Source organism: Nostoc sp. DedSLP04 (assembly GCF_034530775.1).
Lineage (GTDB): Bacteria > Cyanobacteriota > Cyanobacteriia > Cyanobacteriales > Nostocaceae > Nostoc.
The window spans coordinates 1-16,855 of the sequence record NZ_JAVRCL010000104.1; the positions used below are offsets into that span (position 1 = coordinate 1).

Genomic DNA, 16,855 nt, shown 5'->3' on the forward strand with positions numbered 1-16,855 from the left:
TTGAATTCGGGTGGTCGTTTATTGAATTCGGGTGGTCGTTTATTGAATTCGGGTGATCGTTTATTGAATTCGGGTGGTCGTTTATTGAATTCGGGTGATCGTTTATTGAATTCGGGTAGTCGTTGATTGAATTTAAGCAGTGGTTAGGGTGGGGTAAAACCCAGATTCTTGAGCAACTTCAGACTTGTGTGTACACCGTAGCTTTATAGATGGGGGAGGGAGAGACGCGATTAATCACATCTCTTGTACAGACGCGATTAATCGCGTCTTAAAATTGCAACCCTGGTGCTTCTGCCAAAATCGGATTAATTTCAAACCAAGACCCCTGAGTGTCTCGGTACTCATAGACGAATCGACTGTGTACCAAAATTCGGTATCCATCATCGCCGCTTACCCATTTCCGCTGTTGTACTTGGCGCAACAAGTTCCACTCATCATCTGTGATTGCTAAGGTCATTTGATTGCAGTAGGCTCTAATTACAGTTTCTAACCCCGCACGCGATAAAGGCAGTTTTCTTTCCTTTTTGATCCAATCGTTGAGCAGTCTGAGTAATTCGCGGACATGACCGCCACTAATTCGGCAAAGTCTTTCTAATGTTTCAGGAGTATCAAAAATCTCTGTAATCCAGCCGAGGCGCTCCTCTGGCTGATTATCAGGATAAGCTCTTGCTAGGATCATCTGTGCCAGTAGTGCCAGACCTTCAGTGCATTCACTGCCATCGCGTAATTGCACTGGCACCATCGGTAACACTTTTGGATAAACCATAAATCGCTGTGTTAACCTGCTCAAGTCGTTGGAAAACATCAACTCTAAAGGCATGGTGTAAACCACATGGCACTTGAGTTGAGTTAATTGTTCTCCCCGATCTACAAATAAATATTCCGGCTGAGGTCGTCCCCAAGACTTGTTAGCAGTCTCAACGCGATCAAGATTATCGACAATTACCACTAGTCCTTTTTTGCCGTGTTGCTTCAGTTTAATAATGGCAGGTTCGAGTAATTCCTCGTTAATTACATCTATAATGCCTTTTGTGCGCGGCCCTAAATATTCTCTTAACTTGTTGCGAAGTTCAGGGCTATTTTTGGCTTTGGCTGTAATTTTGCCAATGCCTAGTGCCACCACTGATACTCCTTCTTTCTCATTTGCTTTCAGTTCTCCAATACCTGGAATTTTTGCTTCGGCGGCAAACTTACCCTCAGTACTCGCAGAAACTTTACCAATGCCAGGAAGTGATGCTTCGGCTGAAACTTCAACTTCTGTCATCAAAAGTTTAGCGGCTCCTTGAAGAATTTTCTTCAGACCTTGGGGTTCAGGAATTTCTAGTTTTTCTAAGCTATCGAGACTTTCACTAACTCGGCGAGCTACGCTTAATAAAATATCACTGATATCAACATCACCCATTTCCAAGTCTTGACTGGACTCAAAATATACTACATGGAAATCTGATTGCTCTAATTCTGCTTTCAGTCTGAGCAATTCTGTAGATTTGCCGCAGCCGATATGGCCTGTAAATAATTCACAGGTAGGGCCTTCAGGTGAGAAAAATGTAATATTCTCCCTTAACTCCTCAATAATCCTGCCACCGCGCACTGAGGAAAAATCAATATAGTACTTTCGATCCTCGGCATTTTCTACAGCCAAAGTCTTGCTAGGGTTGCAAGCCTGATAAAACTTCTGTAAATCCGGTTTCATTAACTAAGTCACAACAAGGCTTTTCTTTATTGTCAACACAAACTCTGTGACATATTCCGCAAAATTAAGTCATTTTTGTAGTAAATGTGAGTTTTTGACTACCTCTCGTCTAACTTCCCAACATCTGCAAGTTATGTAAAGTGGCATAAAGCCCTCCTTGTTGCAGGAGTTGTTCGTGACTTCCCTGTTCGATTAATTCGCCACGCTTGAGAACAAAAATCCGGTCTACATTACGAATCGTAGACAAGCGGTGAGCGATAATAATGGCGGTACGTCTGATTAAAAGCTGGTTTAATGCTTCTTGGACTAAAGCTTCTGTGCCAACATCTAAACTAGCGGTAGCTTCATCTAGTACCAAAATTTGCGGATTGCGAATGGCAGCCCGCGCAAAGGCTAAAAGTTGTTTTTGACCACTAGAAATATTTGTACCCCGTTCTCGAAGTTGAGTATCATAACCTTGGGGTAGTTCTTCTATAAACTGGGCAATGTTGGTTTGCTCTGCTGCTTGTTGAATCTGCTCAATGGTGTAGCCATCTCCTAAAGAAATGTTGCTTTTAACATCGCCAGCAAACAAAAAGCCTTCTTGTAAAATTACTGCCATGTAACGCCGCAGTTCTGCCTGCGGTACTTCCCGAATATCGACGCCATCTATGAGAATGCGTCCTTGGGTGGGTTCGTAGAGGCGGCACAAAAGACGGATAATCGAAGTTTTACCCGCACCGGTAGGGCCAACTAATGCAATTTTTTCACCAGGATGAATGGTGAAATCTAAGTCTTTAATTACGTAATCATCATTTTTGTAAGCAAACCAGACGCGATCAAAGCGAATCTCTCCCAGTTCTGGGGGGGAAGTGAGGTCTGGGGATTCTAGATTTGCCAGTATTTCGTCGATGTAGCCAAATTTCGCATCAAATATTGAGAAGCGGACATTGGCGCGATCGCTAATTTCTATCGGTTCATCTAATATATCCCCTACGCGTTCAATGGCAGTAAAACCAGCTTGTATTACTGTAAATTTTTCCGCAAAAGCCCTTAAAGGGTCAAATAATCGCTGGGCATACAATACAAATGTCGATAAAGTCCCGAAAGTCAAGGTTTTTTCCAACAGCAACCAACCACCCACGCATAAAACACCTGCGATCGCAATCAGTCCAATCCATTCTAAGGTTGCTGAAACAAATGAATCATAAAAGATGGTTTTATCCATTTGCTGAGTGTAGTTCCTGTTCGTAGCACGAAACAATTCGGCATTAAATTTTTCTCTACGGAACAACTGCACGACGTTAATACCAAGCACATTTTCTTGTAGCTGTGAATTTAGGATCGAAAGTTCTTCTCGCCCTTTGTAATTGGCTTTGCGGTATTGTTTTTGAATGTAAACAATTACCCAGCTAGTTGGTAACAGCATCAATAACAGCAAGCAAGAAAGTTGCCACTGGATGGAAAACATTAAACCCAAAGTCACCAGCATTAAAAACAAATCGGATATGATGCCAATTGCCCCAGTCGAAAAGACATCGCCTAACACTTCCACATCGCTGGTGATTCTAGTAATTAATTTACCTACGGGTGTGCGGTCAAAAAAGCGCACTGCTAGAGATGTTACATGCTGAAATAAGTCTTGGCGAATTGCTGCGGTGATTTGTTGCCCTAGCTTTTGGACTATATAACCTTGAAAACCTGTCAACATCACTTGGATGGCGATCGCAATTACCAATAATCCCTCTAGGATATTTAGCCCTTGCGAGAAGGGACGATTCCTGAAAAGTTCGTAAGTGCTTGGTTCGTGACGAATCAGAGAGATTACTTGCCCAATCAAGAAAGGTTGTACGGCATTAGCTAGTGCGATCGGTATGAGTAGGCACATCGACAGCGCCAATAGCCGTCCGTTACGACGGGCATAAGGCACCAAACGCAAAAATAACCACCAGTCATTTTCACGCCGACGATCTGGGGTATAAGATTTTTTCAGAGATTGGTAGATGCTCATAGTAAGAGCATTATATTAATGTTTGGAAAAAAACACGCTTGTTTAAAGTAGCGTTTATTTTTCTACTCTGATACCATGCCTGAGATAGAGACTGCAAGACTACTACTAAGATCCGGATATTCCTCAAGATTTGGATGATTTCCTTTACATTTTGCAATCTTAAAACTATCAGTCTTCTACCCAGAAATGTTGCCACTGTATAATTTAATTTGGCGATTCAAAACGATTCACAATCGCAGCTAGCAAAATCATTGGCGAACCAACTGCGAAACATCAGGGGCGTTGCACAGAAAGCGGGATGATTTTGCTAGTTTTGTGGGATGGGCCGAAAAGCCCGTCCCTTGTGTTTCAGGGCGCTCGTGTCGCCCACCCTACAAGAATCATCCCTTGATTCAGCAACGCCACATCAGGACTTTCAAGGGGTGGAAGTCTTCAGGGTGGATTGCTATCATTGGTGTCAACTTAAGCCGAAAACTATATCGGACAAGCGTTTTACAAATCCCTTACGCCCTCATTCCCTAACCCCTTCTACCTTGGGAGAAGGGGAATTGAATGTTTAGCTCTCCTCTCACGGATGGGAGAGGGGCTGGGGGTGAAGGCAAAACGTTGTTACCAAGCGGGTTGAGCGTTAAGTAGACACCTATGAGAAGTGCGCCCCTACAGTATTTGTATTAATTGCTTCATAAATATTCCTGTAAGTATGGAATAATAGCATACTTATCTGTTTACGTCTTATATCTAAAGATAGAAGATTGAGGTTAAAATTTGGGAAACCTAAGAGGGGTTCATTCCCAAGAGATGTTCTACCTACTTATCGCAGAATGCAACTGAGGTCAGATGACGCAACCTTTAAATCAAGTCAAAGAATGGGAACAACGTCGTGATGAAGCAAACCGCTACTACCAACGGGGCAAATTTCAAGAGTCTCTCGATCTTGCAACCAAAAATTTACACTTGGCCAGAGCAATTCCAGACCGAGCCAGAGAAGGTTATACATTAAACGACCTCGGTTTAGCTCACCTCAGTTGCTGGCAACCTCAAAGAGCATTAGAGCGTTTTCATCAGGCGCTTTCGGTTGCTATTGAAATTGGCAACACGCCAGCACAAGCAACTGCACTTAGCAATCTGGGTTCTACCTACAGCCGTCTTGGACGCTTTTCGCAAGCGTTGGAATATTTTGACAAAGCACTACCAATCTTTAGGCGATCGCAAGATACTCAAAGTGAAGTTTCTACTCTTAATGATGTCGCGCTAATTTATACCCGCTTAGGAGAACCGAAACGCGCACTGTTGCTACAACACCAAATTTTGAGGATGCGGCGATTGTTAGGTGACTTTTCTGGCGAAGCAACAACGCTCAATGGTATTGGATTTGCCTACAATGTCTTAGGCAAGTTTGAGCAAGCGCTAGAATTTTTTCAAGCAGCACTGCCAATTCAACGAGCCGTGAAAAATCTGCTTCAAGAAGCAACCACCTTGAACAATATTGCTTCTGTCTATCATGATTTAGGAAAACCGAAACAAGCGCTATTGCTCTACTATCAAGTTCTTTTGACACGTCAAGCAATTAGCGATCGCGCAGGCGTTGCAACAACCCTTCACAACATTGGTTTTACCTACAGCACCCTGGCAGAGCATCGCCAAGCCATGAAGTTCTATAAGCAAGCCATTGGGATTTATCAAGAACTGGGCGATAATCTTGGAGAAATTTCAACTTTGCTGAATATGGGAAGCGTTTACGCCACCACGAAACGCAAAAAAATGGCGCGATCGTGCTATCAAAATGCCCAAGAGTTAGCAGAGCAAATTGAATATCAGCCACTTTTAGAAAAAGTACAGCAGTTCATAGATTCTCTGTAGCTTCCAGTTCCCTTTCTCCAGTATTGGGCTAAAGTGTACACACGAGTCCTTCTGACCCCCTCTAACTCCCCCTTATAAAGGGGGAGAACCGGATATTTCCCCCCTTTACAAGGGGGGATTAAGGGGGGTAAATTCAGGATTGGGACTTCATTACCAAGATGTGTGTACACCATAGCCCATATTGGGATGAGGGCAACCCTACTAGTGAAATTAAATATGCGTTATGCAGAACCCTTGTAGAGACGTAGCACTTGCTACGTCTCTACAAGGATTCTTTTTTACCCTAGCTACAATACCAAAGTTGTAGCTAGAACAAGGACATCTATGAAAGCTTACGAAATTCAAAGCAACGCCGGGATTGATGCCTTGGCATTAGTCGATCGCCCCCAAGCAAAACCCGCAGCTGGACAAGTTCTGATTCAAGTCAAAGCAACATCCTTAAATTACCGCGATCTGCTGGTGATTGAAGGAGCTTACGGTTCTGGACAGAAATATCCGTTAATTCCCATGTCTGATGGTGCGGGAGAAGTTGTGGCGGTGGGGGAAGGTGTGACACGGGTGAAAATAGGCGATCGCGTCGCTGGTATTTTCTTCCAAGACTGGATTTATGGCTCTTTAACCAAAGAGAAAATGAAATCCGCTCTCGGAGGCGGTATCGATGGAATGCTAGCCGAGTATGTCTTATTACACCAAGATGGTTTAGTAATATTACCCGATCACTTATCCTATATTGAAGGTGCAACTTTACCCTGTGCAGCAGTCACAGCTTGGCACGGGCTGGTAACAAAAGGCAAGATTGGTGCAGGTGATAGTGTTTTATTACTCGGTACTGGAGGAGTTTCAATTTTTGCTCTCCAGTTTGCCAAGATACATGGTGCTAGAGTGATTATTACTTCTAGCAGTGATGAAAAGTTGGCACGAGCCAAACAGCTTGGTGCTGACGAGACAATCAACTACAAAACAACACCAGATTGGGAAAAGCAAGTTTATCAATTAACCAATCGCACAGGTGTAGATCATGTAGTTGAGGTAGGCGGTGCAGGTACTCTGCCAAAATCATTACAAGCAGTCCGCATTGGGGGACGTATTAGCTTGATTGGCGTATTGTCAGGTAGAGGAAATGAAATTGACCCCATGCCAATACTTTTTAAAAGCTTAACAGTTCAAGGAATTTATGTTGGCAGTCGGGAAATGTTTGAAGCGATGAATCAGGCGCTGCAACAGCATCAAATCAAACCAATTATCGATCGAGTTTTTCCCTTCAATGAAGCACGAGAGGCTTATCATTACCTCAAAAGTGCGGCTCACTTCGGTAAAGTCGTAATTCGTAATTCGTAATTCGTAATTTTCAAGAGTTTAATTCTATGTTTCAAGTGGGGTTTGAATTCCCAGTTGAAACATAGTTATACCAATAGACCATTTGTAGAGACGCGATTCATGAGCCAGCGCGTTGCGGGGGTTCCCACGGCAGTCGCTCATGGGGGGAACCCCCAAGACCGCGCTGCCTCCCCGTTGTAGCGACTGGCGTCGCGTCTTTACCTAAGGATGTGTTGCAATCATTAATTAAATTGGTATTATGAATTACCTTTAAACAGCAGCGAGAGTAGGCGTAGCAAATTTAGCATATCGCTCGATGTAGAATTCTTTAGAGTGAGCGATCGCTTTCACAGATTCACGCTCTTTCAAAGCATGTTTCCACTGACGTACACGGGTAAATTGCTCTGGTATTCCAAAACCGCGATATTGCTTCAATGCAGCCCAGCGCTCAAACCAGGGGAAATAGGTGAAATCTACCAAACTAATAGATTCGCCAAACCAATAAGGGCCTTCTTTAGATAGCTTTGCTAAACCTTCGTTTTCAATGAATTCCAGATGTTTAGATAGTTCCTGTTTCGCTTCTTCTTGTTTTTCGGGATCTGAACTCCGCAGCAGGGTAGAAAAAGCGGGAACGAATCTGGTGTTAGCAAAATCGATCCAAATGCGAGCTTGTGCCCGATCGATGGGGTTGCTGGGTAACAATGGTGGATTGGGAAATACCTCATCAAGATATTCGTTAATTACCGCTGACTCCCAAACTCGGTTATCGTCATGAGTTAGTGCAGGCACTTTACCATAAGGGGAAACTTTGGTAAATCCTTCAGGTTTATTCTGCAAATCAATTTCAATCAAATCGAAGTCAATGCCTTTCTCTTGGAGTACCAAGCGGGTACGGTGAGCATAAGGACAAACAACTGCACTGTATACTTTAATTTCAGTCATGTTTAAGTTCCTTGGTAAATAGGACTTGTTAATCGCCATTGAGAATTGAATTTTCATCCAAAATCCCAAATCTTAAATGGGCATTGGGCATTGGGCATTGGGCAAAAACTTACTGCAACTTCTCCCCTGCTCCCCTGCCTCCCCAGCTCCTCTGCCCCCCTGCCCCCTGCCTCCTGCCCCCTGCCTTCTCCTAAAGCCAGGGCACTTCTTCAGGTGCATAACGGAAGGCGCGGAAGACTGTATTTTGCTCTCCACGAGTTACGGGCGATTTTTCACCTGGGATATTCCGAGTTGCAAAGTAGGGATTAATGTATTCCCAAACAATCTCTCCTGCAACTGTCACCTCGAATATCCGGCCGTAAGCACCTTCTGTAATTAAGGTATTGCCATTGGCTAAACGTTGCGCCCCTGATATGTATGCACTGAAGAAATTTTGGGGCGGGTTGTCGGTGTATTCCCAAACTATCTCTTTGGTTTGACGGTTCACCTCAATCACACGAGAAAAATTGAGAGCAATGTTACGGCGATGTGCGCCATTGTCGAAAATCAAGATATTACCGTTAGCTAATTCGTTCGGAAAGTGCTGCTGTGCTAGCACGTCATCGCCTAGCGTCCAGATGATTTCTCCGGTTTTGCGATCGATAATGACAACTGTGGAGATATTGCGAAAGCTCACTATAATGCTGCCATCGGCGAGTTCACCCACAGTATTCCCATGAGTCCATTCATGTCGATGATCTTGGGGTGTAATCGTAAATATATCTGGATCGAGGTGTTCGTGAGCGTGCCAAGTCCAAACGATTTCACCTACTGGAGTCACCTCATAAAGCACATCCGCATAGATATCACCATTTGGTTCTGTACCTGGTACGCCACCTTTGATCCGGGGAACCAAAGACTGAGGTATCTTTTCAATGGCGAGTAGAATCGTGTTGCCATTGGCTAGCCTGCGTCCATCATGATGATGATCTGGATGCTTATATTCCCAGATAATATTTCCTTTGGGATCTGCTTCTAAAACAACGCCACTTTTGAATGCAGCCCACAAAGCAAAACGTAGGGGTTCTTCTGGCGGAGTCTTACCATTATAAAAAAGGTTGCCATTGGGCAAAAGATAACCGTATAACCCTGGTGGATAAGGCAGATTCCACTGGTGTACTACTTCTCCTTCCAAGTTCAGAAGGTAGACTTCACCTTTACCTGTCAGGGGTGTGAAAAGTGTGTATCCTTTAAATACTTTTTCGGGATTGTAAGCTCTTAAACCAGTACCCCGACGACGAATAGTATTTTGGTCAATTAATGTTGCTGTAAAAGTCATATTTTACCGACTAAATATCTAGTTTTGAATCTAAGAATTGAGAGAGTGCATCGCGCATCTCTACTTCTACTCTGAGAATGAGAGCCAGAGGCTCTAAGGAGGCATTACCAGGCTGGAGCCTGGTAACGAGGCGAACACTATCTAAAATGTTTGAATTTTGTTAGCGCAGCGTTAGCGAGTCCGCGAGCGTCATTTTGAATTTTGAATTGTTTACGGTGCTGGGTTTGGCGACTGAGCATGAACTATATCCAACTCTTCCAAAATGTCTTTGTTGAGAACTACATTCACGCTTTCTAAATTCTCTTTGAGTTGCTCCAGTGTGGTGGCACCAATAATTGTGCTAGCCACAAACCAACGACTCCGCACAAATGCCAAAGCTAGATGCGCTGCACTTAGTTGATGGCGCTTGGCAATTTCTACGTAAGCTGATACGGCTTGACTTACTTTTGGTTTGAGATAGCGCTGACCGAAATTATCAAACAAAGTGACTCTGGCTTTTTCTGGTTTGCCGTTTAGATATTTCCCAGTCAAGAAGCCAAATGCCAAAGGACTATAAGCTAGTAATCCAATTTCTTCGTGATAAACTGCTTCTGCTAAGGCTCCGTCAAATACTCGATTCAACAAGTTATAAGCATTTTGAATCGAAGCAACTTTAGGCAATCCTAACTGTTTAGCAGCTTTACTAAACTGGGCAACTCCCCAAGGGGTTTCGTTACTCAAACCGATATAGCGAATTTTCCCCGCTTTAATTACATCGGCAAAAACTGCTAGCTGTTCAGCAATGGGAACCGTTTCTTTCACCTGAGTCGGATCGAATACCGTTTGTCCAAATCGTGGCACATAACGATCGGGCCAGTGAATTTGGTATAGATCGATATAGTCTGTTTGTAATCTTTTTAGACTATCATCTACAGCTTTTTTGATATTATCACGGTCAATTGCTTCGGCTCCACCACGTAACCATTTAAAGCCTCGACCAGGCCCCGCAATCTTAGTAGCTATAATAACTCGATCTCTTTGTTGGCGCTTTAACCATTCCCCAATATAAGTTTCAGTTAATCCATAAGTTTCTCTACTTGGTGGGACAGGATACATCTCAGCTGCATCAATAAAGTTGACTCCTTGGGCAATAGAATAATTTAGCTGTTTGTGGGCTTCTTCAATAGTATTTTGTTGTCCATAAGTCATAGTGCCCAGACAAATTTCTGAAACTTTTAAGTCACTCTTGCCAAGTTGGTTATACTTCATATTTCTACGTTGTTATTCACTCGATTTAACAGTGATATTTTTGTTAGAGATTTTGCATTTTGTCAAGGGCATTATTATTTTTTAAGTAAATTAGCTTCAAACAACACTGGATTCGGCACTAAGCCAATATAAGTTTTTCAGAGAATATACAGTTTATACTCCTGTAAATCGATAGTTAAAGTGTATTTAATGCATATAGCTGTTTATTATTGCATAGATGAACCAGATAAGTAAGTTAGTTTTGGGTAATCAAAATTTTAAATATGTAGTAGAAAATACTTGTTTTTATTGGGTATTTGTGAAATAGACTGTTTTAGACTAAGTATATACTACAATAAATCGGTAGATTTACCGTAGTAAGCTAAAAATCTTAAGATTCTTCTAGAATGAAGTCTTAATAAATATTCATATTAATTAGGTAATTTCTAAGTATCTTCTTTTTAAGATAATAAAAATATACCAAGACTATTTGGGAGAGCTAAAAAAATTTGTCGCAATGAAAAAGATTTAGGTTTTAATGAGTTGTATAATCAGGAATTTTTTGCTGCGATCGCTTCCAAGGATGCTCGTGTCTATAGCAAGATGATTAACGAACATAATTTCATTTAATTATGCGATCGCAAATGTCGCAAATGTAATTAAGTTAATTTCTCTGGATTTTTTGTTATTATAAACAACTCAATTTTGTTATATTATAGATATGAGTATAAAAATCTCAATCTTTTATTATAAGCTTTTTAGGAAGTACGCTTTTTGACATTAGGGTTAAACTCTTGATTTTTCTCCCTATGCCGTGAGTTGTCTTTTCTAAAGACGGCTACATTCAGGAGAATTCCAATGTCATTAGATAAAAATATCCTTGAAAAACCAGCAAATAAGTTGCTGGCAACTTTGCCAGCCAGTGATTATGAGCGTCTTGTTCCCCACCTGAAGCTAGTTTCGCTTTCTACTCGCCAAATACTTCACCATGCAGGCGAAGCGATCGCACAGGTATATTTTCCTAACAAAGCAGTAGTTTCTATAATCACCACTATGGAAGATGGCTCGACTGTGGAAGTTGGTTTAGTGAGCAATGAAGGCATGGTGGGTATGTCCGTAATTTTAGGAGACAACACCACAACCACAACAGCATTTGTGCAGATTCCAGGTAGTGCGATGCAGATGGATGCGGATATACTCAAAAGCGAGTTCAATCGGGGCGGAGCTATTCAAAGCGTGCTGCTGCGCTACGTGCAAGCTGTATACACTCAAATAGCACAAGGATCTGCCTGCAACCGTCTTCATAGACTAGAGAGGCGGTTGGCTCGGTGGCTGCTAACAGTTTCCGATCGTCTGGAATCAGACGAATTTCCGCTCACCCAAGAATTTATCTCGCAGATGTTAGGTGTACGTCGTGTTGGTGTCACCGAAGCAGCTAACATCCTGAGCGAAGCCGGAACGATCGCCTACCGCCGTGGTGAGATTCACATCCTGAATCGAGAGGCTTTAGAAAAAACCTCCTGCGAATGTTATCAGGTTATAGAAAATGAATTTATCCGTTTATTGGGCAATAAGCCCAATAAACGGCAAAAATAATTTTTTTGAAGCTTCTATGTACGGAACCGCACAGACTTGTTAAAGTCTGTTCATTTAAGCTTTTTTATATCGTCCCTGTGTTCTTTTAGAGAATACACCTTTCGACATTAGGATCAAATTCTGAAGTTCTTTCCTTGTGCCCTGAGTTGGCTTTTCTAAAGTCACCTATCTTAAGGAGAGTGACTTTTAATGTCATTAGATAAAAGCCTTTTTCAGCAACCACCAAATAAGCTGCTGGCAGCTTTGCCAGCGAGTGATTATGAACGTCTTTTCCCCCATCTAAGGCTAGTTCCGCTCCAAGTTCAGCAAATCCTTTACCAAGCAGCCGAACCCATTACACAGGTCTATTTTCCTGATAAGGCAGTGGTTTCTATTGTCACCACTATGGAAGATGGCTCAACGGCAGAAGTTGGGATAGTAAGCAATGAAGGCATGGTGGGTATCCCGGTAATTTTAGGAGACAACACCACAACCACAACAGGCTTTGTGCAAATTTCTGGCGCTGCTATGCAAATCAATGCAGATGTCCTGAAAGCCGAGTTCAATCGGGGCGGAGCTATTCAAAACGTGCTGTTGCGCTACGTACAAGCTGTATACTCTGAACTGGCGCAAGGTGCTGCCTGCAACCGTCTCCATACACTGGAAGAACGGCTGGCTCGCTGGCTACTGACAGTTTCTGACCGTCTGGAATCAGAAGATTTTCCCCTCACGCAAGAATTTATCTCCCAGATGCTAGGTGTACGTCGTTCCGGCGTGACAGTAGCGGCTAGCACCCTGAGCCGAGCCGGAATGATCAGCTACCAACGCGGTCATATTAGCATCCTGAACCGAGAGCATTTGGAAGCAACTTCCTGCGAGTGTCGTCAAGTTATCCAAAACGAATTTGCTCGGTTACTGGGCTTCATGCCCAGTAACCGAGCCAAAAAATTTTTTTGAGCTATGTGTGCGAAACCGAACAGACTGGCAAAAGTAAGTTAATTTAAAGTATTATGAGCGAATTTCTATTTTAATGTTCAGTGAGCGAAAACACTCTTAAGCTGCAAGTAAATAAGTTACTCGCGGCTTTGCCAACCAGTGATTACGAGCGTCTTCTCCCGCACCTAAAGTTAGTTTCGCTTCCCACTCGGCAAGTTCTTTACGAACCGGGAGAACCCATCACACACGTCTATTTTCCCCAAAACGCAGTGGTTTCTATAGTCACTTGTATGAGAGATGGATCGACGGTGGAAGTTGGGATAGTGAGCAATGAAGGTATGGTAGGTATCCCAGTAATTTTAGGAAGCAACACAACAACCACAAAAGCGTTTGTCCAAGTTGCGGGTGCTGGAATGCAGATAGACGCAGATATTCTGAGAACCGAATTCAATCGGGGTGGAGCTATTCAAAAGCTGCTGCTGCGCTATGTACGAGCTATATATACCGAACTTACACAATCATGTGCCTGCAACCGTCTTCATTCATTGGAGGAACGACTGGCTCGTTGGCTGCTCACAGTCTCTGACCGTTTGGCATCAGAAGAATTTCCGCTCACGCAAGAATTTATCGCCCAGATGTTGGGTGTAAGGCGCTCCGGTGTGACAGTAGCGGCTAGCACCCTCAGCCGAGCCGGAATGATTAGCTACCAACGTGGTCATATTAAAATTCTGAACCGAGAGGATTTGGAAGCAACTTCCTGTGAGTGTTATCGAGTCATCCAAAAGGAATTTACTCGGTTGCTGGGGAATAAGTCAAGGCGCGTAGGCGTAGCCCGTCGTAGATATCGCCAATGAAGAATATTAAGTTACTATGTCTGAAACCGGACAGACATTTGCTAATTGCTTCCTTTAAGATTTAGTAAAGTATGCAATCAAATAGCGCGTTTTTATGCGATCGCTACTTCTAGTCTTTATGCTACGGAGCCGTGAAAATAATGTCTAATCAATCGATGTCTTTTCAAGGTCTGCGATTGCTGATTGTTGATGATGACGCTGATACGAGAATATTACTTACTTTTCTGTTTGAATTAGAGGGAGCAGAGGTAATTGCAGCGGCTTCAGCAGACGAGGCTCTAAAAATAATGTCATCTTTTAAAGCAGACATCCTAATTAGTGACATTTGCTTACCCGACGAAGATGGCTACTCACTGCTCTTGAAAGTCAGAAATTTAGAAGCAAAGCGAGGTAGAAAGATTCCAGCGATTGCTTTAACAGCATCTACTTTCGAGGCTGACCATAAACGTGCATTATTAGCAGGTTATGATATATACCAATGCAAGCCAATAGATTTAGACGAGTTAACTTCTATTGTTGCTAGTTTAGTTGGAATCGAACAATACGTTTGTCATGTTTAGATGTAACTAGAGATAAATCATTAAATAAAAAAGCTTTAACTAAACTAAATTTATTTATTTTCAAAATGCGATGTCTACACGAGCTAACCCGTTGTAGACATCGCATTTTTTCAGAGGATGTCTGAAAACTTTGTGGTGTTGTATTCGAGACTTGTAGATCCCCCTAAATCCCCCTTAAAAAGGGGGACTTTGATTCCAGTTCCCCCCTTTTTAAGAGGGGCTAGGCAGGGTGGTTTCATACAACGAGAGAAAAACTAAAAATGGGTTTCAAAGCCTCTCCCCGAAGCGGAGAGAGGTTTGGAGAGGGGTCAAAATCTATCGTTATACATGAAAAATCAAGACTTATATATTTTTCTTTTTTCGTATGAAACCACCCTGCTTTTTAAGGGGGGCTAGGGGGGATCAAGCGAAATATTGAATACTTCTCAGACATCCTCTCAGGAATATTTTGACTAATTTAGCAATCTGATTTGATTTCTGAATTAATCGTAGGGACTAGGGACTGGGGACTGGGGACTGGGAAGAAGGAATAAAGCTGTACTGAGTTTTTTTCAAAAATAAAATAGGACTCATATTTTATTTTTTATTAATTTCGCTATTAATAAAAAACTTTTTAAAATACAGTGATATAAAATATACTAAGAATAAATACAGAGAACGACCAAGTAATTCTCTGGAAGTACTCATTTTTTCATATTAAGGAGTGCATTATGGAATATCTTGCTTATTCTCAGATGTTTATTGCTCAAGAAGAGGCATCTGGAAACACTAAGTATCATCTTCCTCAACCTCAATTCAATTGGAAAAAACTGCTTAAATCTTCGGCTTGGTTAACTTTTGCTGGTGTCGGTGTATTATTTGCTGTTGTAACTCAAATTCAAGTAAGTTCGGCTGCCTATGTAAAGACTAACGGCAGTTGTTTACGTGTCCGTACCGGCCCAAGCAGCAACTACTCGTATGTGGACTGTGTACCAAATGGTGCAACACTTCCAGCAATTGAACGATATGAAAATGGTTTTGCCAGACTTTCTACAGGTAGATACGTTTTTGCGCGATGGATTGGTAATAGACCTAACAATCCTCCTGTGACTAGACCTGGTGGTGTTGGCGGTTCGGTGATTCTTACTCCTGGTTCAAAAGGTCAGCTCGTCAGAGACGTGCAAACAGCTTTAGGTAATCTTAGAATTGATGGAATTTACGGTCAAGAAACTGTTAGCCGAGTCCGAAGCTTTCAGCAAAGCAAAGGTCTACTTGTAGATGGTGTTGTAGGCCCCGAAACTCGATCGGCTCTGGGTATTTAACTAGAAGCTACCCTTGGAATATCTCGTGGTTCGGTAAATATTGTCAAACTAGTTTTCAGGGTTTGTAGTAAGCACTTTAGTGCTTAGAAAATAAGGACTAAAGTCCTTACTACGAACTTGCTTACCCATGAATGTAATTTTGGATAATCTGCAAAATGCGCTCTGCTGCATGACCATCCCCAAAGGGATTGATTGCGTTTGCCATCGCTTCATAAGCATCTGAGTCACTGAGTAATTCAGCAGCGGCTGCAACAATGTTCTCAGTCGTAGTGCCAACAAGTTTGGCTGTACCGGCTACCACAGCCTCTGGTCTTTCGGTAGTGTCTCTCAAAACTAGTACTGGTTTTCCCAAGCTGGGAGCTTCTTCTTGCAAGCCTCCAGAGTCAGTGAGTAAAAGATGCGATCGCCCAATTGCTCCCACCAATTCCCCATAATCTAGAGGATCTGTCAAGAAAATTCGGGGATGATTCCCTAAAAGTTCCTGCAACGGGACTCGCACTGTCGGATTTCGGTGTAATGGTAGTAGTAAAGCTGTATCAGGAAACTTGTCTAAGATTTGTAAAAAGCCTTGAGCGATCGCTAACAGAGGTTCTCCCCAATTCTCTCGACGATGAACTGTTGCTAACAAAACCCGATATGATTCCCAGTCTAAGCCTGGGACATCGCAAACTACTTGAGTTGCAGCGACATTTAACAATGCATCAATTACCGTGTTACCTGTCATGTGAATTTCACCCAAAACACCAGAACGGTGCAAATTTTCCACAGCCCAAGGAGTCGGCGCAAAGTGCAACTGAGTAATTTGAGAAATCAATCGGCGATTAGCTTCTTCTGGGTAAGGATTGAAGATATCATCAGTTCTTAACCCTGCTTCTACATGACCAATAGGAATTTTTTGATAAAAAGCTGCCAAAGCTGCGGCAAAAGCAGTGGTAGTATCTCCTTGCACGATTACTAAATCTGGTTTTTCCGCCTTAAATAATGCTTCTAATCCTTGTAAACTACGGCAGGTAATATCATTTAGAGATTGCTGAACCTGCATAATTTCCAAGTTATAATCCGACTTGATATTAAACAGTTGCATAACCTGCTCAACCATCTCCCGATGTTGTCCAGTTAAAATTACTTGCAACTGAAATTCTGAAGACTTCTGGAAAACCTGAATCACTGGAGCGAGTTTAATTGCTTCCGGGCGAGTACCTAAGATAATGCAAACGCGTTTTTGATTAGTCATTAGACTTATCCGAAAATGGTAAATGTATACGGCAAAGGAATTTCAGCG

Annotated in this window: 13 protein-coding genes; 7 read left to right on the forward strand and 6 right to left on the reverse strand. The window is 42.5% G+C overall.

The features are described from left to right. Positions 1 to 268: 268 nt before the first annotated feature. Both RMX89_RS33150 and RMX89_RS33155 read right to left on the reverse strand, forming a co-directional pair. Positions 269 to 1,693 carry an ATP-binding protein gene (locus tag RMX89_RS33150; RefSeq protein WP_322691945.1) on the reverse strand — a complete coding sequence of 475 codons (1,425 nt, stop codon included), beginning with the start codon at positions 1,691 to 1,693 and terminating at the stop codon, positions 269 to 271. Between the two features lie 109 nt (positions 1,694 to 1,802). Beyond that, complete coding sequence (locus tag RMX89_RS33155) at positions 1,803 to 3,683, reverse strand: ABC transporter ATP-binding protein (RefSeq protein ID WP_322691946.1); 1,881 nt, start codon at positions 3,681 to 3,683, stop codon at positions 1,803 to 1,805. Between the two features lie 837 nt (positions 3,684 to 4,520). Between RMX89_RS33155 and RMX89_RS33160 the strand changes: the two genes are divergently transcribed. Next, positions 4,521 to 5,543 carry a tetratricopeptide repeat protein gene (locus RMX89_RS33160; protein ID WP_322691947.1) on the forward strand — a complete coding sequence of 341 codons (1,023 nt, stop codon included), beginning with the start codon at positions 4,521 to 4,523 and terminating at the stop codon, positions 5,541 to 5,543. A gap of 324 nt (positions 5,544 to 5,867) precedes the next feature. After that, positions 5,868 to 6,881, forward strand: a complete 1,014-nt coding sequence (locus RMX89_RS33165) for an NAD(P)-dependent alcohol dehydrogenase (RefSeq protein WP_322691948.1) — start codon at positions 5,868 to 5,870, stop codon at positions 6,879 to 6,881. Between the two features lie 249 nt (positions 6,882 to 7,130). On the opposite strand, the gene RMX89_RS33170 is transcribed toward RMX89_RS33165, so the two are convergent. The 3 genes from RMX89_RS33170 to RMX89_RS33180 form a co-directional block, all read right to left on the reverse strand. Then, the gene (locus RMX89_RS33170; protein WP_322674164.1) at positions 7,131 to 7,802 is read right to left on the reverse strand and encodes a glutathione S-transferase family protein; all 672 of its coding nucleotides are present in this window, start codon (positions 7,800 to 7,802) and stop codon (positions 7,131 to 7,133) included. 190 nt (positions 7,803 to 7,992) lie between these two features. Continuing rightward, positions 7,993 to 9,120 (reverse strand): aryl-sulfate sulfotransferase, encoded by a 1,128-nt coding sequence (locus RMX89_RS33175; protein WP_322674163.1) that lies wholly within the window; start codon positions 9,118 to 9,120, stop codon positions 7,993 to 7,995. A 210-nt stretch (positions 9,121 to 9,330) separates the two neighbouring features. Next, a complete protein-coding gene (locus tag RMX89_RS33180) occupies positions 9,331 to 10,368 on the reverse strand; it encodes an NADP(H)-dependent aldo-keto reductase (RefSeq protein WP_322691949.1) in 1,038 nt (345 codons plus the stop codon). An 837-nt stretch (positions 10,369 to 11,205) separates the two neighbouring features. On the opposite strand from RMX89_RS33180, the gene RMX89_RS33185 reads away from it, so the two are divergent. The 5 genes from RMX89_RS33185 to RMX89_RS33205 all read left to right on the forward strand — a co-directional run bounded on the left by RMX89_RS33185 (position 11,206) and on the right by RMX89_RS33205 (position 15,573). Beyond that, on the forward strand, positions 11,206 to 11,943 hold the full coding sequence (locus RMX89_RS33185; protein ID WP_322691950.1) for a Crp/Fnr family transcriptional regulator: 738 nt from the start codon (positions 11,206 to 11,208) through the stop codon (positions 11,941 to 11,943). A gap of 189 nt (positions 11,944 to 12,132) precedes the next feature. After that, on the forward strand, positions 12,133 to 12,879 hold the full coding sequence (locus tag RMX89_RS33190) for a Crp/Fnr family transcriptional regulator (protein ID WP_322691951.1): 747 nt from the start codon (positions 12,133 to 12,135) through the stop codon (positions 12,877 to 12,879). Between the two features lie 80 nt (positions 12,880 to 12,959). Continuing rightward, entirely contained in the window at positions 12,960 to 13,712 is a 753-nt protein-coding gene (locus RMX89_RS33195; RefSeq protein WP_322691952.1) for a Crp/Fnr family transcriptional regulator, read from the forward strand. 140 nt (positions 13,713 to 13,852) lie between these two features. Then, positions 13,853 to 14,272, forward strand: a complete 420-nt coding sequence (locus RMX89_RS33200) for a response regulator (RefSeq protein ID WP_322684839.1) — start codon at positions 13,853 to 13,855, stop codon at positions 14,270 to 14,272. 710 nt (positions 14,273 to 14,982) lie between these two features. Next, complete coding sequence (locus RMX89_RS33205) at positions 14,983 to 15,573, forward strand: peptidoglycan-binding domain-containing protein (RefSeq protein WP_322674157.1); 591 nt, start codon at positions 14,983 to 14,985, stop codon at positions 15,571 to 15,573. A 121-nt stretch (positions 15,574 to 15,694) separates the two neighbouring features. On the opposite strand, the gene wecB is transcribed toward RMX89_RS33205, so the two are convergent. Then, positions 15,695 to 16,807: a non-hydrolyzing UDP-N-acetylglucosamine 2-epimerase gene (gene wecB, locus RMX89_RS33210; protein ID WP_322691953.1), complete on the reverse strand. Its 1,113-nt coding sequence runs from the start codon at positions 16,805 to 16,807 to the stop codon at positions 15,695 to 15,697. Positions 16,808 to 16,855 lie beyond the last annotated feature (48 nt).